Source organism: Sinomonas terrae (assembly GCF_022539255.1).
GTDB classification, from domain to species: domain Bacteria; phylum Actinomycetota; class Actinomycetes; order Actinomycetales; family Micrococcaceae; genus Sinomonas; species Sinomonas terrae.
Genome location: NZ_JAKZBV010000001.1, coordinates 1,423,960 through 1,448,870 on the forward strand (window position 1 = coordinate 1,423,960; position 24,911 = coordinate 1,448,870).

The following is a 24,911-nucleotide window of genomic DNA, read 5'->3' on the forward strand; positions in this document are numbered from 1 at the left end:
AACCCGGCTGGTAGGCTGGACAAGGTCGTTCCGGCACGTGGACACGTTGTGACCGGATAACTGTTCAGGTTCAAGGTGGTTGTCTTATGTCCCTTCTCGAGGGTTCGTCCGTTCTGATTACGGGTGGCACAGGGTCTCTCGGGAAGGCGCTCATCAGAGAGCTTCTGGGGAAGCACAACGTTCGTCGTCTGGTTGTGTTCAGTCGGGACGAGCTGAAGCAGCTCGAGGTCCGGAACATGTTCGACAATGATCCGCGGCTTCGCTGGTTCATCGGCGACATCCGTGACCGTGACCGGCTGCACCGGGCCTTCCACGGGGTGGACTATGTGGTCCACGCGGCTGCTCTGAAGCAGGTGGACACGGCGGAGTACAACCCGTTCGAGTATGTTCGGACGAATGTGGGCGGCTCTCAGAACGTGATCGATGCGGCGATCGATGCCGGGGTGAAGAAGGTCGTGGCACTGTCGACGGACAAGGCCTCGAGCCCGGTGAACCTGTACGGTGCTACGAAGCTGTGCGCGGATCGGCTGTTCATCTCGGGCAACCATTATGCGGCTGCCTATGACACGCGTTTCTGTGTGGTGCGGTACGGCAATGTGATGGGTTCGCGGGGCTCGATCGTGCCGATCTGGCGTCGTTTGGCGGCGGAGGGGAAGTCCCTTCCGGTCACGGACAAGCGGATGACCCGGTTCTGGATCACTTTGGAGCAGGCGGTGGAGTTCGTCCTGGATTCCTTCGAGATGATGCAGGGCGGGGAGCTGTATGTGCCGAAGATCCCCTCGATCCGCCTGATGGACCTGGCTGCGGCGGTGGACCGCAACGCGGCGACGCACGAGATTGGGATCCGGCCGGGGGAGAAGCTCCACGAGGAGATGATCGCGGCGGACGATTCGCGGCGCACGGTCTCGGTCGAGGGCCGCTACATCGTGATGCCCCATCTGGTGGGCTGGCGTTACGAGGTCCCGGAGGGGGCGGTGCCGGTCAAGGACGGGTGGAGCTACCAGTCGGACGGGAACGAGGTGTTCCTCAGTGTGGAGGAGCTCGAGGCCATGATCGTCGCAGAGGGGTTCTGAGCCGGATGCTGCCGTACGGGCGCCAGTCGATCAACGAGGCCGACATCGAGGCGGTCGCCGAGGTGCTGCGGGGGGACTGGCTCACGACTGGGCCGAAGGTGGAGGAGTTCGAGCTCGCGCTCTCCGCTGTCGCCGGCGGCTCGGAGGCGGTCGCCGTGACCTCGGGCACTGCGGCCCTGCACGTGGCCTACGTCGCCGCGGGCGTGCGGCCGGGGGACGAGGTGGTCACGACGCCGCTGACGTTCGTGGCCACCGCGGCGGCTGCGGCGATCGCAGGGGCGAAGATCGTCTTCGCGGACGTCGACCCCGCGACGGGGAACCTTGACCTGGGCGCGGCCGAGGCTGCGGTCACCTCGCGGACCCGGGTGGTGGCTGCGGTGGATTACGCTGGCCTGCCGGTCGAGGCCGGGGCCTTTGCCGAGATGGCACACCGTCACGGGGCGCTGTTCCTCGAGGACGCGGCGCACTCGATCGGTTCGCTCCTGGGCGGGGTGCCGGTGGGGGCGGCGGCGGACCTGACGACGTTCTCGTTCTTCCCCACGAAGAACATGACGACGGCGGAGGGCGGGGCGGTCGTGAGCCCCGACCCCGAACTCGCGGCCCGGGCGCGCCGCTTCAAGGGCCAGGGGCTCGTGCGCGACCGGGATGCGCTGCGGTTCCCCGACGAGGGGCCATGGCATCAGGAGGTGCACGACTTCGGCCTGAACTACCGCCTCCCGGATGTGCTGTGCGCGCTGGGGATCAGCCAGCTGGCCCGGCTCGAGGGGTTCCGGCGCCGTCGTCAGGAGATCCACGACGCGTACAACGGAGCCTTTGCCGGCAGCCCGCACCTGACCGTCCCGGGGACGGTGGAGGGGGCGGCGCCCGCGTGGCACCTGTATCCGCTGCGTGTGGAGGCGGATCGCCGGAAGGCGATCTTCGAAGAGCTCCGTCGGCGGGGGATCGGTGTGCAGGTGAACTACATCCCGGCGTACTGGCATCCGGTCTTCGAGGACCTCGGCTACCGCCGCGGCATGTGCCCTGAGGCCGAGAGGTACTACAGCCAGGAGATCTCCCTGCCGCTGTTCCCGGGGCTCAGCGACGAGCAGGTCGCCATGGTGGCCGAGAACGTCCTCGAGGTCGCGGGCCCGTGAGTGGGGACCAGGGCGCGTCGGGGCGCGTCGTCGCCGTGGTGCAGGCGCGGATGCAGTCGACCCGGCTGCCGGGCAAGGTCCTGCGCGACCTCGGCGGCGAGCCGGTCCTGGCATGGGTGCTGCGGGCAGCGCGGGCCGCGCGCGGGGTGGACGAGGTCCTGATCGCGACCTCGACCGAGGGCGCCGACGATGCCGTTGCCGCCTTCGGCCGGGAGCACGGGACCCGGGTCGTGCGGGGGAGCCAGGACGACGTCCTGAGCCGCTTCCTGGCCGCAGCGCGGGAGTCGGGGGCGGACGCGATCGTCCGGCTCACGGCGGACTGCCCGATGCTGGACCCCGAGGTCATCTCCCAGGCCGTCGCGCTCTGGCGGATCGACCCGGCACTCGACTACGTCTCCACGACCCAGCACCGCTCGCTGCCGCGCGGGCTGGACGTGGAGGTCGCGGCCGTTCGCGCCCTCCGCGCGGCCGATGCCCGGCAGGAGCCGCACCACCGCGCCCACGTCACGAGCGCCCTGTACGAGGAGGGCTCGGGCTTCGGGCTCGCCTCGCTCTCCTTCCGGCCGGCCTCGGACCACCTCCGGGTCACCCTGGACACCGAGGACGACGCCCGGCTGCTGGACGCACTGGCCCCCCTGCTCCCCTCGCGCCCGCCGCGATGGCGCGACGTGGTCAGGATCCTCACGGACCGCCCGGACATCGCCGCCCTCAACGCCCACGTCGAGCAGAAGGCCCTGCTGGAAGGCTGACGTGCGCGTTCTCCTCCGCTGTGATTCCACCAAGAGCCAAGGGCTCGGCCACGTCGTGCGCTGCGTGTCCGTTGGCGAGGCCGCGCGCGAGGCAGGGTGGGATGTGGTTGCTGCAGGAGACATCGAAAGTCCCCTTGGCCGGCGCCTCCTCGAAGGCGTGGCAGACGAGCTGTTGCCCCGGCCTGCCGATGCCGCGGCCCTCGCGCGCTTGGCGCGGCAGCAGGGCGCCGACGTCGTCCATCTCGACACGTACGACGACGAGGGCGACGTGCGCGCGCAACTCGCCGAGTCCGGCATCCTGCTCTCGTCGATGGAGGACGGCTCGTTCGGGAGGCGACCCGCGGACTTGGCAGTTGACCCGTCGGCCGGGGCCGAGTTCGACTGCCGCCCCGATGACGGGACGCTGCGGCTCGCAAGGGGTGCGGACTTCATCCCCGTCCGTGCCCTCGTCCGCGAACTCCGCGCCGAACCCCCCGGGGTGCAACAGAGTCGGGCGGCCTCCGCCGGGGGGCTTGCAGTTGTCATCGTCATGGGCGGGACAGACGCCCGCAACGCGACGGCGGCAGCAATCCGGATGTGGGCGGAGGCGGGGGTGGCCTCGCACTGCACAGCCATCGTCCCCGCTGGTCAGAGCCCGGAGACGGGTGAGCTGCCCCGAGGCCTCAGTCTCGAATCGGTTGAACAGTCGAGTGACCTCCCGCGGCTTTTCGCCGAGGCCGATCTCGTCATCAGCGGAGCGGGCACGACGATCTGGGAGCTCGCCGCGCTCGGCGTGCCGATGGCGATCATCCAGCTCGTCGAGAATCAGGGCCAGAACTACGACTTCGCGGTCGAGCGCGGTATGGCCGCGGGCCTCGGTGCATTTGGCCAGCACTTGGAAGGATCGGTTGAGACCCTGCGGCAAGCCCTCTCCGACTCTCGCTTGCGCGCCGAGCTCGCTGACACCGCGCGCTCCATTGTCGACGGCGGCGGGGCGTCCAGGATTGTTGGTCTGTGGGAGGATCTCGCCGCCAACCGTTCGGGAGGTATAGCGGTGAGGCCGGCAACGCTGTCCGACGCCGCTCAGCTCTTTTACTGGCGCAACCATCCGTCGGTTCGTGCCGTCTCGCGCTCGACGGGGGAGCTGCAGTGGGACGGACACGTCGCGTGGCTCGAGCGCGCGTTGCAGCGGAGCGACGTCGTGCTCCTCTTGGCAGAGGCGGACGGGCTCGCCGCTGGAACCGTCAGGTTCGACGCGCACGGAGACCGCGACTGGGAGGTCTCCATCACCCTCGCCCCGGCCGCCCGCGGCCGCGGTATAGCGAGAACCGTTTTGCGCGCTGCGGAGGACCGATTCCGCCGTGAGCATCCTGAGGCGACCCTCCACGCCGTCATGCGCACCTCCAACGAACCGTCCTACCGCCTGTTCGTGGGGGCTGGCTACGAGGGCGGCGTCGAGCAGAGCGAGGCCACGGACGACGACGGGTGGTACCGGCTGGTGAAGGCACCGGCCAGGCGTCCCTAGGCGGTCAGGATTGAGGTATGACCACGTGAATGGCGCGCGCCAGATGCTGGGTTATCCTTTCTTTGCTGCTTGGTCGAGTCAAAGGAACCCATGTCAGATTGTCCCCGCCCACGCTTTTCTCGTCGAGAAGTCTTGGCGCTCTCGGGAGCAGCTGCCTTCTTCGGCCTGACGGTGACGTCGTGTGCAGCATCCCAGCCCGCAGGCAATGAGCCCAAAAGCAGCGGCGGGACGGTTCTGCAGCCCTCCACCGTGACGGCAGACCTCTCGCTCTCGAAATCCTTCGGCCGCCCGCTCAAGATCGCCGACGGGGAAGACGACTACCTTATTCCGGCCATGGTCGATGCGGTCAACGGCGACTATGTGCTCGCTTATCGGGCTGGAAGCGCCCACGCATTTGCCTACGGAAGCGATGCAGGGAAACTCTACGTGCGGCGTTCGGCTGATGGGGGTGTGACTTTCGGCTCTCCAACGCTCATCGCGAGCTTCGTGGCCGGGAAGATCGATATCCGCGACCCGTTCCTCTACCGCGAACCAGGGGAATCGAGGATCTGGCTGACCTTCTTCACCGGGGCACGCAGCCTCAACGGGGCGACCTGGATTACCTACAGCGACGATGATGGCGTGACTTGGGCTCCCTGTCACGAGATCCTCGCGTCGGCTCTTACACCGGGAGGGCTTCGCCGCTCCGCCGACGGCCTGTGGAGGATGCCGGTCTACCGCAAGGTCGCGGGATATTGGCGAGCCTCCCTCGTCACGGCCGCGAGTCCTTTAGGGCCTTGGTCGGTACCCGTCGACGTTCTGGCCCCACGCCGATCGGATGCGACGGAATGGGATTTCGCCGAGGTCTCACCGACGAACTGGGTCGCTGTGGTCCGTGGATCTGCGCGCACCAATGCCTTCGTCACGCAGTCGAAGGACCGGGGTCGTACGTGGGCGGCGCCCGTTCAACTGCCGAGCCCGAGCCCTGGACTGCGGTACGACGCATGGCCCGCATTGCGCATCGCACACAACGGACGCGTCCTGTGCTTCATTCGGGGGGCCGGGGGCGGCCAGAGGCTCGTGCAGCTCTTCGACCCGTCCAAGCCGCTCGTGCAATCCAACTGGAGCGAGCAGGACGGCGGGGGCCTCCTCGAGTCGAGCCTTCGGGGGACCTGCGGAAAGTTCCAACCGTTTCTCCGCGGCACCACATGGGTCGGAGCGTACTACGCCGAGACCAACGGGAAGCTTGCGGCCGAGATCGGCATCGGCAAGTACGACGAGTCGAACCTGCGGCCCCGGAGTTCGGGCAATGTTGCCGCCGCCGCTCCACCAAAGAAGCCCGAGGGCTGAGGGACGCGGCCGCCCCTGCCTCAGGAGACGGGTGTCCCTCAGACCAGTTCCCAGGTGAGCGGCGTCCCTGCCTCGCAGTCGACTCGGAAGGCCCGCCCCATGACGGTCTCGTACTGGGCGGGCGCGAGCCCGCCCGCGGGCCGGATGGAGCGGACGTTTTCCGGAGTGACCACGTCACCGGCACGCACGGGCTTGACCACGTAGAGCGAGCGTCGCAGTCGCTGGCTCTCGCCCTCACTGACCGTCGGCGTGATGGCTGGCGAGCCGAGAGCCTCCCACGCCGTGCCGCTCTCCGCGACAAGCGCGGCGAGTTCGTGAGGCTCGAGTGAGAAGTCCGAGTCGACGCCGCCGTCGGCCCTGCGCAGCGTCACATGCTTTTCGACGACGGTGGCGCCGAGAGCAACAGCTGCGATGGCTGCGCCGATCCCCATGGTGTGGTCCGAGAGGCCAACCTGAACCCCGAACGCGTCGCGTAGCACCGGGATGGTGCGGAGGTTCGACTCTGACGGGGAGGCGGGGTACGACGATGTGCAGGCCAGGACAACGATCTGATCGTTGCCCTCACCACGGATGGTCCGCACCGCGGTGTCTATATCGCTCAGAGAAGCGGCTCCGTTGGAGAGGATGACAGGCTTGCCGGTTTGCGCCACGCGGCGAAGCAAGGGGAGGTCGCCAATTTCGAGTGAGGCGATCTTGTAGAGGGGGGCGTCGAGCGACTCGAGAAGATCGACGGCGGTGGCATCGAAAGGGCTCGAGAAGGGGACAAGGCCGTGTTGACGGGCGCGCTCGAAGAGGGGAGCGTGCCAGTCCCAGGGAGTGTGCGCCTCGGTGTAGAGCTGGTACAGGTTGCTTCCACCCCAGAGGGGGTGGTCCTCGCTGATGCGGAATTCGGGCCGATCGGAGTCGATCGTGATCGTGTCAGCGGTGTAGGTCTGGAGTTTCACCGCTTGCGCGCCCGAAGAGGCCACCGCGTCCACGATCTCGAGCGCACGCTCAAGACTTCCATTGTGGTTGCCCGAGACCTCGGCGATGATGAACGGTCGATTGGCGGAACCGATGTGCTGGCCGGCGACGTCAATGGAGTGCTGCATGGAGGGGCGCAATCCTTAGGATCATGGCGTCCGGGACGCCGGGGCGAATGTCTACGATGCTAGTCCGCGTCGTCGTACTGCCCAAAAACCGGCTCCGGCCAAACCCAGACCGAACACCAGCGTGATCACGCCCATGAGGGCGGTCGTGGGAAGTAGCAGGTTGGCAGCGATTGCTGCGATGACCAAGGCGAGGGCGCCGATGAACGGGCGCAGGGGGATGACACGCGGTGCCTCGTGCAGGGCAAGCGCGGCGTAAACAGCACCGAGCAGCGCGAAGACGAGAACGCGGATGCTGCCCAGCTGCCAATACTGGGGGGACTGGGCCGGGAACCAGGCCAAGCCAGCAGCGACGACGACGACGAGCGGCGTCGCCCAAGTGAGGGCCTTGGTTCGGCCCACTGCGAAGAGAGTCGACATCCCGACGAGGTAGAGCGCGTAGCCCACGGCCACGCCCGGGAGGACCTTGGCAAGCTGGATGGCTTCGTGGTCGAGGCCTTTGAGAACGATCATTCCCACGGTTGCCGCAGCCGTGCCGCAGACGCCGAGGCCGGCAGCCACGAGCGCCACCTCTCGGCCGACAGTGCGCACGCTCGCCACGAGCTTCCGTCCGTGGGCGGCCTCGAAGATGCGAGTCGTCCAGACGTTGTTGAGGCCTGAGAGGACAGCGAAGGGGCCGAGCGCGAAGGCTGCGGCGGCGACGTACCGCCCGACGGAGGTCGCTCCCTGGAAGTGCTGGACGAAGAAGGTGTCACCCTGCAGCAGCAGAATGATCGCGATGCTGTGCGGCAGAACGGGGAGTCCCAGCCGGAAGGCGGCCGAGACAGCTGCACGCTGGCGCCAGGGCGGCGAAGGCCGTGTGAGGATCAGTGATATGGCCGCGATCGCCACCATCACGGCCGTGAAGGAAGCCAGATAGATCGTCGCCGTAGGGCCGAAGGCCAGGATCCCGATGAGACCCCCCAGATGTGCCCCCATCGAAGCCCCTCCACTCAGAAGGACGAAGGAGAGGGCGCGGTGCTGGCTTCGCAGCAGAGCTTGGGAGCTCACGACGACGCTGAGGAACCCGGTGGCGGCCAGCGCCCAGGCGAAGGCCGCGGCGCTTGCCTTGTCGGGTGCCGCTGCCAGATAGGCAAGGGCGGCGATGACGGCAAGGCCTGTTCCGAGGATGATGTTGGCCCCGTGGATGGCCCGTGCTTTGGAGGGGCCGCCCGACGGCTCGAAGTAGGCGCGGCTGATGGCCAGGGGAAGGCCCGCAGACAACACGACCTGACCGATCTGGAGGAGGACGATTGAGACGCCGACCCGCCCCCATTCGACGGGGCTGAGAATGCGGATCGAGAACGGCTGGACGACGAGGGCACCCGTCCCTTGGAGCGCGGCTCCTAGGAGGTAGTACAGGGACTGCCGTGCGTTGCTGGGGCGCGTCCCGACTGCGGCGTCAGCCACGATCGAGAGAAGGCGCCACGAGCGTCGTCGAGGCGGTCCGCGGAAGGACGCCTGGGAGATGTTCGAAGGGGTTCTTGAAGAATTGGAAGGGCGAGACCTCGACCTCGTTCACGAGTGGCCCGACCTTCCTGTCCCGGATCCCAAGGATCGCCTCCGCCTTAGCGAGAGGTGAGCGCAGCCAGTAGTCGATGAAGGGCCGGGGATTGCGCCCGTCCCAGCCGAGGACCTGCCGCAGCTCGTGAGGGGAGCGCAGGTACGCCTCCCCGAGCTCCTGTTCGGCGATCTTCCGGAGCTGGGATGTGCTCGGCTCATCCTCATAGAATTCGGGCCAGAGCTCGCGCAGGTACTCTTCGGACGATGTCTCCTGAATGCCCGCGATCTGGAAATGAGGCCCATAGATGTGGACAGGGGTGTCGACGGCGGAGGCGTAGAGCAAGGCAGTGGCAAGACGATTCGAGACGATTTTCTTGGCGCTCATGACGAGCCACATGACGCGGGCAAGGAACAGCGGGTCTCGGCGCTCTCCCGCCGTCGTGATGACGTGCCCGGCATCCTTCCAGGCCTTCACGATCTCGGGTTTCTGCATGTCGTCCACGTGCATGCAGACCACCGCGGAGCCTTCGCGCTCGAAGACCTCACGGGCAAAGCCGGCTTGGTCTCCTTCGACCGAAACGAGGCGGGTTCCGTGGAACGGGAAGACGACAGACTCAATCGATCTTTCGGGCAGCATGCCGGATTGCTCGACATGGCGGGCGAGGTACAGCGCCGCGGCCCCGATTGGCGTGCTGGAGAAGCCTGTTTCCATACGCGACTCACGTTCCGTCCACCCGCGAGAGTCGTGGGACCAGACGAAGAGGCTGCCGGGAGGTGCGGCGTGCGCGAGGTCGGCGAAGTGGGTGCGGAGAGGAGTCACAGGGGTCCATCCATGCTGGTAGAGCCCAGGGATGTGTCGAGGCGCACGGAGCCCCGCGTAGCCTGCGAGGACAGCCGAGTGCCCGTAGAAGTGATTCTGGATGTCCATCCGGACTTACTTCTCCTTCAAGGTGCGATGCCGCAACCGCGACCCTACAAGGCTAGTGGATGCCCTCAGCAGGTTCCCTCAGATCGCGCCTTCAGCGAGAGCTTCACAGGTGATCCATAACTGCTCCAACCTGCCCGCTCGCGTCTCACCTATCTCAGCATGCTGCACGGCAGCAGGACCTTGTCATAGGCCCAGCCGGTGGGCGCGATGGGCACACCTTCCGTGGAGGCGGCGGGCGTATCGCGACACTCCGAGCGCGCTGTCTGGATCCCGGCCGACCATATGGGCCCGTGTTCCCTGCCGACCGTGGGCGGGAAGAAGTAGACGGCAAGGACGACGGCGAACGCCCCAAGGACCGCCGCGACGGCGACCCCGCTGAGCCGAGTGATGACGACCGCTACAAGCGGTACGAGGTCGAGCAGGAACATCGATGGCGCGACCGTGTAGCGCGAAAGGAAGAAGCCTTGCCATTGCGCCGCATTGAACCGGGCGTAGTCGAAATACGACTGGAAGTTCATTGCCTGCGCGGCTGACCACACCGCGAGGGACGCGAGAAGGAAGACGCACGTCATGAGTTTCTGCATCCGACTGCCTCTCACAAGCGTTACGACGAACGCTGCGAGAAATGGCGCAGCTGCGAGCGCGATAGGAACCCATCCGAAGCGCGTCACGGCGAGAATGATCTGCTGCGATGTGCCGTACACAATGGCCGAGCTGCTGTTGAGGAACCAGCCTTCGATGACCGACCACCAGTTCACGGAAGGTCCCGTGGAGGCGCTGCGAGGGAAAGCCAGAGTCGTGCCGATTTGGCAGGCAACCCCGAGCAGGAGCGCCAGCCGCGGTGGCCAGAATGCGCGGTCCTTGAACCGGAAAAGGAACAGCGGGATGAACAGCGACGTCTGGATCTCGGTGAGTGACGAAACAAGGGCGGCGGCGGTGAGCATCACGTTCTCACGCACCGTCGCTGATCGCTTAATGAGGAGCCACGGCACGAGGCAGAGGAGATACCAGTGGAGGTTCGCGAAATTGCCAAGGGTCTCTTGGGGTCCTGAGGCTACGAGTACCGGAATCGCGGCCCACGCCAAGCGGATGATCGGATTGCTCGAAAGGGCGCTTGAGCAGTGCCAGATGAGGGCGGATACGACGCCAATGGCGAGGCAGCTCAGCGCCGTAAAGGCCAGCGCGTACGAACCCGGCGGCAGGAACGTGACGGCAAACCAGGCGGCGAACCGGGGGATCACATGGAGATAGCCCTGATAGGCAGCAAAGATCTGGGACAGGCTGCGGTCGCGAAGTGCGCCGTTGAGGAAGATGCCTCCGTCCTCGGCCCACAGGGTGTCCTGTGCGGTTGCTGGCAGGCGGAAGAGGGAGAGCGCGGTGGCCGCCATCATGACCGCCACTGCGACTGCGAGCCCGTCGCCGGAGAGCCGTCCGCTCGGGGGAGGTACCTGCCGGCGCGTCGTAGAGGAGACGGTCATCGTTCTTCGGCCGCCTGGTTGCCGATGGGAGGAGTCGTCTTCGGGCCCGACGGCCCGTCTTTCATCCGACGCCCAAGGGATGCGTACTGGTAGGCGAGCACGGCCAGCTCGGAGGCGGCGAGTGCCCACGCAACGCCGACCGCACCGCTCACGGCCGCGCCCAGAGCGATGAGCGGAATACCACTGAGCGCGCCGACGAGAGTGGATTGCGCCAGTGCCCGGGTTGCCCGAAGCTGAACGAGACAGGCGAGTCCGATTACTTGGGTGACCGCGACGGCCGCGAAGACCACGCCGAACGGGACGGAAAGCGGGAGGCCGAAGTCGATCCGGTGTGCGGAGAGGATGCCGGCTGCCCACGGGCCCAGGGCAGCGATGGCGAGACCTCCGGCGAAGCCGATCACCGGCGTCATTCGCGCGGCCTGCTTGATTCGATGGCGGAGGTTCTCAGGGCCCCCCTCCGGGAGCCAGCCCTGGACGAGCTGGAGGAACGGGCCGAAGGCGGTTAGCGCGAAGCGGAAGAGCTTGTCGCCCATTGCGTACAGGCTCAGGGATGCGGGCGCGACGGCGTTGATGATGAGCAGCGGCAGCGATACGTAGAGCGCTGCAGTTGCCGAAGTCGCGACCGCGTGACGCTGATGGCCGAGCCGGCCGAAGGCCGTTCGGGGTGAGAGGTCAAAATGCGGCGACGCCGGGCTCGAGCGGAAGATATGACGTGCCGCGAGCGTGACGGCACCGAGGTTGAAGACAAGCTGGGTTGCGAGGACTGCCACGAGGTTGTGGGTCATGATCATGACGACGACGCTCACCGCTACGCCGAGGGTCTGAGGGAACCCGTCGAGCCAGAAGAGCCTTGCCGGTCGAGCCTCGCCGATGAAGTACCACGAGGCTCCAAGGAATGGCATGAGGAAGGTGCCCGCCCCGACAGCGACCAGAGCGAGGTGATGCGGGTTCAGTATCCCCATGACGCAAAACATCACCGGATACACGGCCAGCATGAGGTAGGCGCGGCTCACGAGCGAGTTCGCGTACTCCTGCGGTCGCTGCTGAGGTGAAAGTCCTGCGATCTCCGCGGCGCCCGTTGTTCCCCAGCCGAAGGAGACGCCTACGCCGAACAAGGTCGCAGCCGTCTGGACCGCCGCTTGGATGCCCCACAGTTCCGGCCCCGCATCGGCGATGATGATCGGCACCGCGACCAGACCCACGAGGCTTGAGAGCCCAATTGTGAGCGCGAAGCTCACGAGCCTCTTGACCATCGACAACCGTGGGCCCAAGCTGGGACTCCTCCTTCTCCTGCATGCGCGGCACAGCGGGCCACGGCACGGAGCCCACGTGGGCCTTCCCTCGTTTGAACTGGGCCCTCCCTAGTCTACCGGTGGATTCAGGCGGCCTCGCTTGCCTTGGTAGTCTTGACCGGAGCCGTGGCGTGGGCCGCGTGCAAGAGCCAAGACGGGGAGCGAGCCCCGGCACGAAAGGAAACCGGTTGACTGTCGCTGCCGTCGTCGTTTCTTACAACCGAAGGGACCTTCTCCGCAGGTGCCTCTCTGCGATTGATCAGCAGGTCCCGACCGTGGACGAGATCATTGTCGTGGATAACGGTTCAACCGATGGAAGCCTCGAACTGGTCCGCAAGGACTTCCCTCAGGCGACTCTTTTCGAGACGGGTGCCAACGTTGGTGGAGCTGGCGGTTTCGCCTGGGGAGTTGAATTGGCGATCGCGAAGGGCCACGACTATGCATGGCTTATGGACGACGACGCCGAACCGGCCCCTGATAGCTTCGCTCCACTCCTCAAGGTCGTTGAGAATGCGGACTCTGCACCCGGGTTCTTGGCTTCCATAGTGAAGGACGAAGAAGGCGTCGAGCTGAACCAGGGCCACCTCGCGGTCGTGGACCCGAACGCTGAACACCAGCTTGCGGCAAGGGCCCTTGGCTGTCTTGCTGTAACCCAAGCCACCTTCGTCGGCGTTTTGGTGAATCTGAAGCTTGCGGCAACGATGCCGCTTCCCCATCGCGATTTCTTCATCTGGTTTGACGATGCTGAGTACACCCGGCGCCTTGCTCGCAACTCGCTCGGGTTCTGCGTGCCTGAAAGCGTCGTCCGACACCCCGCGAAGCCAGCCAACCCGGACATGGCTGGGCGGCTGTTCTACTACGTTCGCAACAACCTCTGGCTGACCAAGCTGAGCGACGTCCCTGCAGGAGTCACTGGAAGCATCGCCTGGAACGCCGCCTATCTGTTTCTATATGCGCTACGTCTCTATCCGACTGCCAAGTCGAAGAAGATATGGGCTGCTTCCCTTGCCCGAGGACTTCGGGATGGACTCTTGCGTTCACCCGAGAACATCATGCCCGGCGGCCTCATCAGAGAAAGCGGGCGGACCAGCTGACGTCCGACCTCTGGGCTTGGAGTGTCTGGCCCTAGTCCTGACTTGCACAGGTGAAGCGGGGTGTGGAGTGTTTCCGCAGGTCAGGATGGGGTTTGGTCCCGAATTGGGGCACTAGCCGGTAGCCTTCTGGGGTGTCTCCGTACGTCCGGAAAGTCAAGACGACCTCGGGAGCGACGGCGGTGCAGATCGTGGAGAAGCGGGCCGGGGTCCGGCGCATCCTTGAGCATCTCGGCTCCGCGCACAGCGAGGCCGATCTTGCCGTGCTGATGCAGGCCGCCCACGACCGGCTCAATGCCGGGCAGCAGGCCTTCGACCTCGAACTCGGCCTCGGTTCCGGCTCCGCGGACCCGGTTCCGGAACCGGCGCTCGGCCCGGCCGTCGTGACGGGAACCCGCAGCGAGGTCCTCTGGGAAGTGCTCATGGGCGCATACGCCCGGCTGGGGTTCGATGCCCTGGCCGATGAGGCGTTCAAGGCGATGGTGCTCGCGCGCCTCGTCGAGCCGGCCTCGAAGGCCGCCACGGTCGGGATCCTCGAGGACCTCGGCGTCCCGGCCCCGCACCGCAACACCCTCGCCGCGTCCCTGAGGCGCTGCCAGGGCCGAGACTACCGAGACGCCCTGGCCAAGGCCTGCCTGGCCCACTCGCTGCGCACCGGCGGGTCCGCGGCCATGGTGATGTACGACGTCACGACGCTTCATTTCGAGAACGAGGACGAGGACGAACTCCGCAGGGTCGGGATGAGCAAGGAGCACCGGGTCGACCCGCAGGTCCAGGTCGGGCTCCTCGTGGACCCGGGCGGGTTCCCGCTGGAGGTGCACCTGTTCGAGGGCAACAAGGCCGAGACCACCACCCTCGTCCCAGTCCTGACCGCGTTCCAGGCCCGGCACGGGGTCACGGACATGGTCGTGGTCGCCGACGCCGGGATGCTCTCCGCCTCGAACCTGGACGCGCTCGAGGAGGCCGGGTTCTCCTTCATCGTCGGCTCCCGCCTCACCAAGGCCCCCTACGACCTCGCCGAGCACTTCAAACGCCACGGGGACTACTTCGAGGACGGCCAGATCCTCGAATCCCGCAGGGCCATGGGAACCGGCAAGAACGCCAAGGACCGCCGGATCGTCTACCAGTACTCCTTCAAGCGCGCCAAGCGGGACAACCGCAACATCAACCTCATGGTCGACAAGGCCGAGCGCATCGCCACCGGCAAGGCACCCTTGAAGAAGGCCAGGTTCCTCAAGGTCACCGGCGCCGAGAAGGCCCTCGACCAGGCCACCATCGACCGCGCCCGCCAGCTCGCCGGGATCAAGGGCTACGTCACCAACCTCGACCCCGACAAGATGCCCGGCGCGGCGGTGATCGCCGCCTACCACGACCTCTGGCGCGTCGAGGCCTCCTTCCGCATGACCAAGAGCGATCTGAAGGCCCGGCCCGTATTCCACTACCAGCGCGAAGCGATCGAGGCCCACCTCACCGTCGTGCTCGCCGCCCTCGCCGTCGCCCGGCACCTCCAGGACGCCACCGGCACCAGCATCAAGAAGCTCGTGCGCACCCTCAGGCCCCTTCGCACCGTGACCATCCGCATCGGCAACCAGACCATCACCGCAGCCCCCGCCATCGGCCCCGACGCCCGAGCCATCCTCGACCGGCTACCCCCGATCAATGCCCCGGGGCACTAGGCCTGTGCAAGTCGGGAGGGCTACGTCACCAACCTCGACCCCGACAAGATGCCCGGCGCGGCGGTGATCGCCGCCTACCACGACCTCTGGCGCGTCGAGGCCTCCTTCCGCATGACCAAGAGCGATCTGAAGGCCCGGCCCGTATTCCACTACCAGCGCGAAGCGATCGAGGCCCACCTCACCGTCGTGCTCGCCGCCCTCGCCGTCGCCCGGCACCTCCAGGACGCCACCGGCACCAGCATCAAGAAGCTCGTGCGCACCCTCAGGCCCCTTCGCACCGTGACCATCCGCATCGGCAACCAGACCATCACCGCAGCCCCCGCCATCGGCCCCGACGCCCGAGCCATCCTCGACCGGCTACCCCCGATCAATGCCCCGGGGCACTAGGCCTGTGCAAGTCGGGTCAGAGAAAGCGGGCGGACCAGCTGACGTCCGACCTCTGGGCTTGGAGTGTCTGGCCCTAGTGCCTCACTTTCGTTTCGCGGAGAGCTTCAATGACTTTTGGGGCGATATTTTGCCATTTCGACGACGGATACCGTCCGCAAATCCATGGGCAATGGCTTTGGCTGACTTCCACTTGGCGGGACCGAACACAACGTTTCGGCTGGCGAAGACGGCATCATCCACCACTCGGTGAAGCACCCATGAGGGATAGTGGCGAGCGTACCGGGCATTCGTGATGATTCGGTTGCGGGTGACGTAGTAGAGCCGGATGGGGCTGTGGGCAGCGAAGAAGACGGGAGCGCCTTCACGCGTGAGAGTCCGCCCGAATAGCGTCTTTGGGGTTTGTTCGCCCAAGCCGTGTTCGAGATCAGTGCCTTCGGCGAACTCGACCGTCCAGCCGGCGTGGCGAACCCGGAGGGTGAACTCGGAATCGACCGCGTCAATGAAAAGAGCTTCTTCGAAGAGGCCGACACGGTTGAAAGTCTCTACGGGAATCAGCATCCCGGACTGCATCGGATCATAGGGCTCGATGCCGTTCCTGCCTTTGAAAGCGGGCACATCGATGCCGTTCATACGTTGGGCGCATACGAATCCAACCCGCCGTCCAGCCATTGCGGCCTTCTGGAGCGAGTCTAAGCACTGCTGGACGTAATCCGCGGCAAGTGTCGAATCCTGATCGAGAGTCAGGACCGTCTTTGCGTCGTGGGCCAGAGCGGCCCGAACTCCCGTATTGAGTGCTGCGGCGATACCCGAATTCTCCTCATGATGGAGGACCTGGGCCCCGATGCGGTCGAGTTCGAGGAAGATGTCCGAAGAGCTCTCCGACCGCGACCCGTCATCGACAATGATGACGAGATCCACCTGCGACTGGAGAGACTCGACTCGGTGCGGCAGATCAACAGGCGGGTTGAGCGCGGTGATGACGGCAACGACTCCGTTGGACCCTTCAGGGCTGCTCGAAGAAGGTCGCGTTTCATCCATCCGTGCTGCCTCTCTTCGGTACCAAGCGCGTCAGTCGCGACTGAGAGTCTAGCCGAAGGCGCTTCGGCTGCTGGTATAGAGTTGTGGCGGCCCGGACGGGGCCAGCCTCTTTGCTGCCTGCAGGGATCCGGCCGCGTTACCTGGGGCCGGGCACGCGCGAAGGGGTCGGTTCTGAGCAAAGGGGAAACGTGGAGAGTCCGCACGTACAGGGAGGACAAATGTACGCGGGTTTCGGAGCTATCGTCCTCGCTGCCTACAAGCCCGACGCGTCCCTGTTCCGAACGCAGCTGCAGTCGATCGCGCAGCAGAGCCATCGGGATTTCGTCTGCCTCATCACGGCGGATGGGGGCTACGAGGCTATTCAGGAGCTTGTTCAGCAAATCGTTCCGGGCGACGCGCGGTTCAAAGTGGTGGGGTTCGAAGAGAGGCTTGGCTTCTACGGCAACTTCGAGCGCGGACTGACTTTTGTGCCAGAAACTGCCGAATGGGTCGCTCTCTCCGATCAGGATGACTACTGGTACGAGGACAAGCTGGAAAAGCTCTTGCCGCGCCTCACGGAGTACGTGTTGGTGTCAGGCCAGGCCCGGGTGGTGAACGACGATGGTCGGGTCCTAGAACCGTGGACGGGCAGAAAGAACGCATCGTTTCTGAACCTGTTTGTCCAGAATCAGTTCACTGGCGGTCTGTTGGTGTTCCGGCGGTCATTGCTCGATCATGCGCTGCCGTTCCCGAGGATGAACAATCCCTCGCAGCTCCACGATCACTGGCTGGCCGTCTGCGCGTACGCGGTCGGCTCGGTGAAAATCGTCGACGAGCTCGTTCAGGATTACATTCAGCACGGCAACAATGTGGTGGGTGAGGCCGTAAAGGGCCTCCATCCATTTCAGTCCTACAAGCGAGCCCGTGAGCTCGCGCTGCGGTACGAGGGTTCTCCGAGCGTTCCCTCCATCTTGCGGCTGACCAACTCGTTGAGTTTCGGTTGGCGGCGCGTCATGGCGGAGGCCTTGGCGCGGCGTCTTTCGTCGTCGAATGCCAAGGTCTTTCAGGCCACTTCGACTTTTGGGAAACGGCACAACTGGAGCCATCTGTGGTTCGTCTTTGCTTCCGGACTCCGGCACGGGACGATTTCAGTGCCCGTTGCGCTGACCTTTGCTGTCGGCGGTGTGGTCGAGGTGCTCCGCAGAAGCTAGGCCGCGCCATAGATGGCCAGGGCCGGCTACAAGTCCGAGCCCTCTGTCCCTGAGCTCGGGCTTGACGTGCGCGGAGGAGCGGTTAGGGATCGTGCCGTTCGCTCTGGGATTCGCCCGAGGCGCCCGGCGGCGAAGTCGGTCGCTCCCCTCGCGATCGCGATGACGCTCGCGAGGCGCCGTGGGCCAAATACGAGTCGGACGGCGTTGCTTTCTGCTTCCATCAGCACCCTCCGTGCGACCCAACCAGGCTGCCGCAGGGCGTACCGCTTGGCAATGGTCAGGATGTTTCGGGTGATGTAGTACACACGGAACGGCTGGTGCTCGTACACGAACAGCTTCTTGGTTCCGAGATGGGCGTCCCAGCCAAAGATCCTCATAGGGCGTGACTTCCCGAGGGAATGGATCAAGTCGACGTCCTTGCCGATCGCGATGCGATAGCCCGCGTTGCGAAGGCGGGCGTTGAAGTCCGAATCCACGCAGTCGATGAAGAGCCGCTCGTCGAAGTACCCCACCCGGTCGAAAGCCTCGGCGCGGTACATCGTTCCAGACTGCATCGGATCGAGTATCTCCAAGTGCTCTCGCACTGGAAGTGTCGGGAGTGGCTTGCGGTTGTGGCTTTCCGGGGAAACCGCTCCGACGAACTCGGGCCGCACTCCGGCTTCAATCACGGACGCCAGTGCTTTCGACACATAGTCGGCCGTGAGCCGTGAATCCTGGTCCATCGTCATGATCCATGCCGGGTCCCAGTCCTGGCGCGCCCGCCGTATTCCTGCATTGAGAGCGGCAGCGATCCCTGAGTTCTGCTCGAGCCTGATCACTGTGGCTCCGAGCGTCTCGACCTTCGCCAGAACAGTGCTGACATCGAGGGGGGAACCATCGTCGACCACCACGACATTGTCGACTTGGCTCAGGAGGGATTCGACGTGCGTGGGCAACGTGTCGTCTGGATTGTAGGCAGAGACGACAGCCGCAGTTTCGGTGCGATGCGGAGCGCCCGAGGTGGCCCTGGGTGTCAGGGATGAGCTGGACGCGCGCGTCCGGGCCATCGCAACGGCAAGTTCTGCGATGAACTCGCCCCGTGCCCGAAGGATCTTGCGCACGGAACGCGGCTTCTTCGGCGTCAGGTTGTCGTCGTGGAGGCGGTGCCGGACCGTGTTGGCCGCAAGGTAGGTGACGCTGCGACGGACGTTTGCAAGCATCGCGAGCCACTGGTCGTGCGACTCAGTCATGACAGCGGGGAACGGCAGGGCGTCGTCGAGAAGGCTTCGGGAGAAAGCCATCGCGGAACCCCAGTGGAGGCGATAGCCGATCAGAATACCGAGCAGGTTCCGGGCATGCCGACTGGAGAAACGAGGATCGACCCGCAAGCGCTGAAAGTACCCCGGTGTGCCTCCGAAGTGCTCGCAGTTCCCCACGGCGGCGTCGGCGTGCTCAAGCCCCGCGAGGAGGGTCTCGACGCGGCCGGGGATCCAGATGTCGTCCTGATCGGACAGCATGACGACGTCTCCGGTGCTGAGGTGCAGTGCCTTCTCGAAATTGCGGACATATCCCAGGTTCTTCTCGTTGAAGACGACCCGGACGCGCGGATCGTCCAGAGACGCGAGGATCTCGCGAGTGCCATCCGTCGAGCCATCGTCGACAACGATGACCTCGTCGCCGGGCGCGAGTTCGGCGAGGATGGAGTCGAGCTGCTCCTGGATGTGATCCGCGCCGTTGTACGCGGCCATGCAGACGCTGACGCTCGGACGAGATGGCATGGGGGCAGATCTTCCTTAGCTCTCGAGGCAACTCGGTCATCATACCGGTGGAACATCCGGCCAAGGTGTGGGCCACTGCGTACGGATATAGTGGTACCGCCCGTGGCACGTAGACGCCACAAGCCCTCGCCCGTGTTGCGCACCGAAAGGCCCCTGTCCACGATGACCTCAGTCGATGTGATGCTGCCCTACTACGGCGACGTCGAGCAGATGAAGCTCGCCGCCCGCAGCGTGATGAGCCAGCACTACCAGGACTGGAAGCTGCACGTCTTCGATGATGGGTACCCAAGCGAGGAGCCTGCTGCCTTCTTCGCCGAGATCACCGATCCGCGGGTCTCGTACGAGAAGAACGACGTGAACCTCGGGGCGAACGGCAATTACCGGAAGGCTCTGGCCAGGGCTGAGGCTCCCATCGTCGTCATCATGGGTGCCGACGATGTCATGCTTCCGAACTATCTCGACGTCGTCGTTCGCAATTTCGACGCGCACCCGGAGGCCGACGTCGTTCAGCCGGGCGTCCAGGTCATCGACGAGCTGGGGATCGCGCGGATGCCTCTCGCAGATGCGGTCAAGTGGGCTTACGCGCCGAAGACGCGCGTGCCGCTCGTCCTGACGGGGGAGCGGATGGCAACGAGCCTCGTCCGGGCGGACTGGGCCTATTTCCCCTCGCTCGCGTGGAAGACCGAGACGATCCAGCGCATTGGCTTCACCCAAGGTCTCGACGTCGTCCAGGATCTGGCATTGCTCCTCGACATCGCCGCCGGCGGTGGGATGATGATCTTCGATCCTGAGCTCTCTTTCCTCTACCGTCGGCACTCAGCGTCGGATTCGTCCGTTCGTGCTCTCGACGGGCGTCGCTTCGATGAGGAGCGCCGCTTCTTCGAGAGCCAGGCTGAGCGGTTCCGTGCGCTCGGCTGGACCTCGGCTGCCCGCGCCGCTTCAAATCACCTCACAAGCCGCTTCAATGCGGGATCACTGGTTATCAAGTCACTCGCGAAGCGCAAGACCGACTCCCTCCCGCGGCTCATCAAGCACATCGTGAGCTGATCGGCTCTGCAAACGCAGACGACGGCGGCCGCGCACCTCGCGCGGCCGCCGTCGTCTGCGTTGATGAGGTCCCGAGGGCGGTCAGAGAATCGGACGTGATTCGGGGTTCTTCGGCAGCTGATCCTGAATCTCGCGGAGGTCGGTTCGGAGGATTGCCACCTCTTCGGCAAGAGCGCGGATCTCGTCCTCTCCGGCAGAAACCTCGCGCGAGAGGTGCAGGGTCACTCCCATCAGCAGGATCAGGGCGATCGCGAAGAGAAGGTTCGAGGGGACCTGGACCCCCACGACGTGCGCGGCCCAGATCAGAAGATCGGGGAACACCGCGAGGATCAGGGTGGCGAGCCCGATGACGATCCAGAGGACTGCGTACTTCTCCCGGATCTTCTGGCGCCGCAGCATCTCGATGACGAAGATCAGCACCGCGACGACAAACAGGACGGCAAGGACGGTCATTGGGGTCTCCTAATCGCCGACAGGCGACGACTTCTTGCGGGTGAGGGCGAAGACGAGGGCGAGCCCGGAACGGACGAGGTAGACCGCGGCCTTCAGCGGATGGTGACTCGGGGTGCCGCCCTGACGGGGTCGCATGTTCACCGGGACCTGAGCGACCTTGCAGCCGGACCTGACGGCGACGACGAGGGAGTCGATGGTGTCGCCGAGGTACTCGGCAGGGTAGTGGGCCACGTACTGGCGGATGGCAAGGCGATTGGCTGCACGAAAGCCCGAGGTCACGTCGGTGAGGCGGGTACCGGAGATTTTCGAGAGGACTCCGCCGAGAACGATCATGGCCCACTTGCGCGGGCCCTTGACCTCGTATTCGGCACGGTCCTCGAACCTCGAACCGATGACGATGTCCGCGTCAGAAAGCCCCTCGAGCACCCGCTTGATCTCGCGCGGATCGTGCTGGCCGTCGGCATCCACCTGAATCGCCTGGTCATAGCCGTGAAGCAGCGCGTACTTGAAACCCGTCCGCATCGCCCCACCGACGCCCATGTTGAACGGGAGGCGGATCACGCGCGCGCCGGCCTCTGCGGCGATGCGCGCCGTCCCGTCGGTTGAGCCGTCGTCGACAACCAGGACATCGCACGGCGGCGCGTAGGCGAGGACTTCGCGCACGGTCGAGCCCACGGACTCAGACTCGTTCCATGCAGGCATGATCACGAGGGTTTTCGGGCGTGATGGCATCGTCACGGCGCGGCGACCTCCTGCCCCAGATAGCCCTCGAGCCGGGATTGGCTGGACGGGGCCTCAAAGCCCGTCTTCTGGAGCTTGGCGAGATTGAGGACGCTGTTCGCGGGCCTCGGGGCCGCCTCCTTGCCCTCGAAGTACTCCTGGGACGATACCCCCGTGACGTCCGAGCCTTCGTGCCCTGTCAATGCATACACCGAGCTGGCGACATCGGCCCACGACTGGGGCTCGCCGTCGTTCGTCAGGTTGTAGACGCCGAAGGGAGCGTGGCTGTCCAAGAGGTGGCGGATGCCTGCAGCGATGTCCGTGGTGAAGGAGAGACGCCCGATCTGGTCATTCACGACTGAGGGCTTCACGCCCTTCCCCGCGAGGTTGGCCATAGTGCGGACGAAGTTTCCGCCCTCGCCGATGACCCACGACGTGCGGACGATGTAGTGGCGCGGAACGACCGAAACAACTGCGTCAGCCGCGGCCTTCGTCTGGCCATAGACGCCGAGCGGCGAGAACGGCTCATCCTCGGAGTGGAGCTCAGCGGTCCCGTCGAAGACATAGTCGCTCGAGACATGGACGAGCGTGAGCCGGTGTTCGACTGCAATCTGGGCGAGCCGGGCCACTGCGCTCACATTGATGGCCCAAGCGGTACGACGACCTTCTGCCGTCTCAGCCTTGTCGACTGCGGTGTACGCGGCGGCATTGATGATGGTCGAGTAGTTCTTCCAGTTCCGCCCGGAATAGGCGGCCGCGTCGCTCAGGTCGAACTCGTGGCGAGTCGCGAACTCTACGTTCGCATCGCCGTCGTACGCCTCTCGCAGCGCCCGCCCGAGCTGACCGTCGGCGCCGAGGACGAGGGTCTTGCGCGGTGCCATGGGGGACACCTCGGCGAGGCGCGGATGCGCCCGGTCCTTGTCGGAGAGCTCGGCCTTCTCCAATGGAATGGGCCACGGGATCGACACAGTCTCGTCAGAGAGATTCAGGAACGTGTATTGGCTCTGGGCATCCGCGGACCAATGATCGTTCACCAGGTACGTGTAGGCCGTGCCATCCTCGAGCGTCTGAAACGCATTGCCGACGCCCCGTGGGATGAAGATGGCCTTTGAAGCGTCGAGTTCGGCGGTGAAGACCGAACCGAAGCTAGGGCCTTCGCGCAGGTCGACCCACGCGCCGAAGATCCGACCTGTGGCGACCGAGACGTACTTGTCCCAAGGCTCCCCATGGATGCCACGCGTCGTCCCGGCCTTCTCGTTGAACGAGATGTTGTTCTGGACGGGACCGAAGTCCGGCAGGCCCAAAGTGAGCATCTTTTCCCGCTGCCAGTTCTCCTTGAACCAGCCGCGGTTGTCCCCATGCACTGGGAGGTCGTAGAGGACGACGCCGGGAATGGGCGTCTCGTGTGCCGCGAGGGGCTTGGAGAACTCGATGCCGGTCACTGGCCTTGCTCCTTGTACTTCGCTTCGGTTTCGGCCTTCTGCGGGCGCCACCAGGCCTCGTTGTCGCGGTACCACCGGGCAGTCGCCTCGAGCCCCGCTTCGAAGTCCTGGTACTGCGGCAGCCAGCCCAGCTCCTTGCGGAGCTTAGTCGAGTCGATCGCATAACGCAGGTCATGGCCTGGCCGGTCGACGACGTGATCGTAGGCATCGGCCGGCTGGCCCATTGCCTTGAGGATGAGCTCGACGACGGACTTGTTGTCCTTCTCGCCGTCGGCGCCGATGAGATACGTCTCGCCGATGCGGCCCTTCTCGAGGATGGTCAGCACGGCCGAAGAGTGGTCGTCCGCGTGGATCCAGTCGCGCACGTTCTCGCCCTTGCCGTAGAGCTTGGGCCGTACGCCGTCGATGACGTTGGTGATCTGGCGCGGAATGAACTTCTCGACGTGCTGGTAGGGGCCGTAGTTGTTCGAACAGTTGCTGATAGTCGCCTGAAGGCCGAACGAGCGGACCCAAGCACGTACGAGGAGGTCGGATCCGGCCTTCGTCGACGAGTAGGGGCTCGACGGGTTGTAGGGAGTCTGTTCTGTAAAGCGTGCGGGATCGTCGAGTTCGAGGTCGCCGTAGACCTCGTCCGTGGAGATGTGGTGGAACCGGGTGCCGTGCTTCCGCGCAGCTTCGATCAGCGTGTACGTGCCGATGATGTTCGTGTCGAGGAACGGCCGCGGGTTGTGGAGGGAGTTGTCGTTGTGACTCTCCGCCGCATAATGCACGACGGCGTCTGCCGAACTGACGAGCTCGTCGACCAGAGAGGCATCCGCGATATCCCCCTTGATGAAGCGGAACCGCTGGCCGGGGAGGCCCTTGAGGGACTCGAGATTGCCCGCGTACGTCAGCTTGTCGAGCACCGTCACATGGTGGTCCGTGTGGCTCAGGACGTAGTGGACAAAGTTCGAGCCGATGAACCCGGCGCCGCCGGTGACGAGGAGTCGCTGCATGCGTTCTAAAATACCGGATTTGGCATGGGCACTCGGGCCTAGGGATCATGGGGACCATGCGTGGAATCATCTTGGCAGGCGGCACCGGATCCCGGCTTCACCCGATCACACTGGGGGTGAGCAAGCAATTGGTTCCCGTGTATGACAAGCCGATGATCTACTACCCACTCTCTACGCTGATCCTCGCGGGCATCAGAGACATCCTCGTCATCACGACGCCGCACGACGCCGAATCCTTCGAGCGGCTCCTCGGAGACGGCTCCCGATTCGGCATCAACCTCACGTACGTACAACAGCCTTCGCCCGACGGCCTCGCGCAGGCTTTTATCCTCGGCGAGGACCACATCGGCTCGGAGACCGTCGCCCTTGTCCTCGGCGACAACATCTTTTATGGGCAGGGAATGGGCACCCAGCTCCGGCGCCACGAGAACATCGACGGCGCCGCGGTCTTCGGCTATTGGGTCAAGGACCCGACGGCGTACGGCGTGGTCGAGTTCGACGGCGGCGGAAAGGCGGTCTCGCTTGAGGAGAAGCCAGCGAAGCCGAAGAGCCACTATGCGGTTCCTGGACTGTACTTCTACGACAACGACGTTGTTGGAATTGCCAAGTCCCTCAAGCCTTCGGCTCGAGGTGAGCTTGAAATCACGGATGTAAATCGGACGTATCTGGAGGCTGGGAAGCTGAAGGTCGAGGTGCTTCCTCGCGGTACCGCATGGCTCGACACCGGCACCTTCAGCGACCTCAACGACGCGTCCAACTTCATTCGCACGGTGGAGAACCGTCAGGGGCTGAAGATCGGGGCGCCTGAAGAGATCGCTTGGCGGCTCGGGTTCCTTTCGGACGACGATCTCCGCCAGCGGGCCGAGCCCCTCGTGAAGAGCGGCTACGGGAGGTACCTGCTTGAGCTGCTTGGCTAAGTCCCGAACGGCGGCAGAGACGTAGCCGACGCGGAAGGCACGATTAGGGGCCACCCACAGATGCAGGAGGGCCGTCCATCGC

Annotated in this window: 21 protein-coding genes and 1 pseudogene; 11 read left to right on the top strand and 11 right to left on the bottom strand. The window is 65.2% G+C overall.

The window, feature by feature from the left end:
• Positions 1-86: 86 nt before the first annotated feature.
• The 5 genes from pseB to L0M17_RS06635 all read left to right on the top strand — a co-directional run bounded on the left by pseB (position 87) and on the right by L0M17_RS06635 (position 5,788).
• Positions 87-1,073 (top strand): UDP-N-acetylglucosamine 4,6-dehydratase (inverting), encoded by a 987-nt coding sequence (gene pseB, locus L0M17_RS06615; RefSeq protein ID WP_241053077.1) that lies wholly within the window; start codon positions 87-89, stop codon positions 1,071-1,073.
• A 5-nt stretch (positions 1,074-1,078) separates the two neighbouring features.
• On the top strand, positions 1,079-2,206 hold the full coding sequence (locus tag L0M17_RS06620) for an aminotransferase class V-fold PLP-dependent enzyme (protein ID WP_241053078.1): 1,128 nt from the start codon (positions 1,079-1,081) through the stop codon (positions 2,204-2,206).
• Positions 2,203-2,955 carry a cytidylyltransferase domain-containing protein gene (locus L0M17_RS06625; protein ID WP_241053079.1) on the top strand — a complete coding sequence of 251 codons (753 nt, stop codon included), beginning with the start codon at positions 2,203-2,205 and terminating at the stop codon, positions 2,953-2,955. Before L0M17_RS06620 ends, L0M17_RS06625 begins: the two co-directional genes overlap by 4 nt.
• Before the next feature lies 1 nt (position 2,956).
• Positions 2,957-4,459, top strand: coding sequence for a bifunctional UDP-2,4-diacetamido-2,4,6-trideoxy-beta-L-altropyranose hydrolase/GNAT family N-acetyltransferase (locus L0M17_RS22670; RefSeq protein ID WP_241053080.1), 1,503 nt, complete (start codon positions 2,957-2,959; stop codon positions 4,457-4,459).
• Between the two features lie 132 nt (positions 4,460-4,591).
• Positions 4,592-5,788: a sialidase family protein gene (locus tag L0M17_RS06635; protein WP_241053081.1), complete on the top strand. Its 1,197-nt coding sequence runs from the start codon at positions 4,592-4,594 to the stop codon at positions 5,786-5,788.
• Between the two features lie 38 nt (positions 5,789-5,826).
• On the opposite strand, the gene pseI is transcribed toward L0M17_RS06635, so the two are convergent.
• The 5 genes from pseI to L0M17_RS06660 form a co-directional block, all read right to left on the bottom strand.
• Positions 5,827-6,879 carry a pseudaminic acid synthase gene (gene pseI / locus L0M17_RS06640; RefSeq protein WP_241053083.1) on the bottom strand — a complete coding sequence of 351 codons (1,053 nt, stop codon included), beginning with the start codon at positions 6,877-6,879 and terminating at the stop codon, positions 5,827-5,829.
• A 51-nt stretch (positions 6,880-6,930) separates the two neighbouring features.
• The gene (locus L0M17_RS06645) at positions 6,931-8,325 is read right to left on the bottom strand and encodes a lipopolysaccharide biosynthesis protein (protein ID WP_241053084.1); all 1,395 of its coding nucleotides are present in this window, start codon (positions 8,323-8,325) and stop codon (positions 6,931-6,933) included.
• Complete coding sequence (locus tag L0M17_RS06650; RefSeq protein ID WP_241053085.1) at positions 8,318-9,346, bottom strand: hypothetical protein; 1,029 nt, start codon at positions 9,344-9,346, stop codon at positions 8,318-8,320. The genes L0M17_RS06645 and L0M17_RS06650 overlap by 8 nt, the downstream gene beginning before the upstream one ends.
• Before the next feature lie 149 nt (positions 9,347-9,495).
• Positions 9,496-10,824 carry a hypothetical protein gene (locus L0M17_RS06655; RefSeq protein WP_241053086.1) on the bottom strand — a complete coding sequence of 443 codons (1,329 nt, stop codon included), beginning with the start codon at positions 10,822-10,824 and terminating at the stop codon, positions 9,496-9,498.
• Entirely contained in the window at positions 10,821-12,095 is a 1,275-nt protein-coding gene (locus tag L0M17_RS06660; protein WP_241053087.1) for a lipopolysaccharide biosynthesis protein, read from the bottom strand. The genes L0M17_RS06655 and L0M17_RS06660 overlap by 4 nt, the downstream gene beginning before the upstream one ends.
• Before the next feature lie 23 nt (positions 12,096-12,118).
• Here L0M17_RS06660 and L0M17_RS06665 point away from each other — a divergent pair, with 23 nt between their 5' ends.
• From L0M17_RS06665 to L0M17_RS06675, 3 genes and pseudogenes are all read left to right on the top strand, one after another.
• Positions 12,119-13,210 (top strand): glycosyltransferase family 2 protein, encoded by a 1,092-nt coding sequence (locus L0M17_RS06665; protein WP_241053088.1) that lies wholly within the window; start codon positions 12,119-12,121, stop codon positions 13,208-13,210.
• Positions 13,211-13,341: 131 nt separating this feature from the next.
• Complete coding sequence (locus L0M17_RS06670) at positions 13,342-14,883, top strand: IS1634 family transposase (protein WP_241053090.1); 1,542 nt, start codon at positions 13,342-13,344, stop codon at positions 14,881-14,883.
• Between the two features lie 6 nt (positions 14,884-14,889).
• Positions 14,890-15,270, top strand: a pseudogene (locus L0M17_RS06675) (IS1634 family transposase); the annotation flags it as partial.
• A gap of 81 nt (positions 15,271-15,351) precedes the next feature.
• On the opposite strand, the gene L0M17_RS06680 reads toward L0M17_RS06675, so the two are convergent.
• Positions 15,352-16,308 (bottom strand): glycosyltransferase, encoded by a 957-nt coding sequence (locus L0M17_RS06680; protein WP_241053091.1) that lies wholly within the window; start codon positions 16,306-16,308, stop codon positions 15,352-15,354.
• Positions 16,309-16,526: 218 nt separating this feature from the next.
• On the opposite strand from L0M17_RS06680, the gene L0M17_RS06685 reads away from it, so the two are divergent.
• On the top strand, positions 16,527-17,498 hold the full coding sequence (locus L0M17_RS06685) for a glycosyltransferase (RefSeq protein WP_241053092.1): 972 nt from the start codon (positions 16,527-16,529) through the stop codon (positions 17,496-17,498).
• A gap of 26 nt (positions 17,499-17,524) precedes the next feature.
• Here L0M17_RS06685 and L0M17_RS06690 read toward each other — a convergent pair whose 3' ends face one another.
• A complete protein-coding gene (locus tag L0M17_RS06690) occupies positions 17,525-19,255 on the bottom strand; it encodes a glycosyltransferase (RefSeq protein WP_241053093.1) in 1,731 nt (576 codons plus the stop codon).
• A 162-nt stretch (positions 19,256-19,417) separates the two neighbouring features.
• On the opposite strand from L0M17_RS06690, the gene L0M17_RS06695 reads away from it, so the two are divergent.
• Positions 19,418-20,302, top strand: coding sequence for a glycosyltransferase family 2 protein (locus L0M17_RS06695; RefSeq protein WP_241053094.1), 885 nt, complete (start codon positions 19,418-19,420; stop codon positions 20,300-20,302).
• An 81-nt stretch (positions 20,303-20,383) separates the two neighbouring features.
• On the opposite strand, the gene L0M17_RS06700 is transcribed toward L0M17_RS06695, so the two are convergent.
• From L0M17_RS06700 to rfbB, 4 genes are read right to left on the bottom strand one after another with little or no spacing between them, the layout of a single operon-like run.
• Complete coding sequence (locus L0M17_RS06700) at positions 20,384-20,755, bottom strand: DUF2304 domain-containing protein (protein ID WP_241053095.1); 372 nt, start codon at positions 20,753-20,755, stop codon at positions 20,384-20,386.
• 9 nt (positions 20,756-20,764) lie between these two features.
• Positions 20,765-21,487 (bottom strand): glycosyltransferase family 2 protein, encoded by a 723-nt coding sequence (locus L0M17_RS06705; RefSeq protein ID WP_241056339.1) that lies wholly within the window; start codon positions 21,485-21,487, stop codon positions 20,765-20,767.
• Positions 21,488-21,489: 2 nt separating this feature from the next.
• Complete coding sequence (locus L0M17_RS06710) at positions 21,490-22,908, bottom strand: sugar nucleotide-binding protein (RefSeq protein WP_372498055.1); 1,419 nt, start codon at positions 22,906-22,908, stop codon at positions 21,490-21,492.
• Between the two features lie 5 nt (positions 22,909-22,913).
• On the bottom strand, positions 22,914-23,912 hold the full coding sequence (gene rfbB, locus L0M17_RS06715; RefSeq protein ID WP_241053097.1) for a dTDP-glucose 4,6-dehydratase: 999 nt from the start codon (positions 23,910-23,912) through the stop codon (positions 22,914-22,916).
• Positions 23,913-23,968: 56 nt separating this feature from the next.
• Here rfbB and rfbA point away from each other — a divergent pair, with 56 nt between their 5' ends.
• The gene (gene rfbA / locus L0M17_RS06720) at positions 23,969-24,829 is read left to right on the top strand and encodes a glucose-1-phosphate thymidylyltransferase RfbA (protein WP_241053098.1); all 861 of its coding nucleotides are present in this window, start codon (positions 23,969-23,971) and stop codon (positions 24,827-24,829) included.
• Positions 24,830-24,911: the final 82 nt, after the last annotated feature.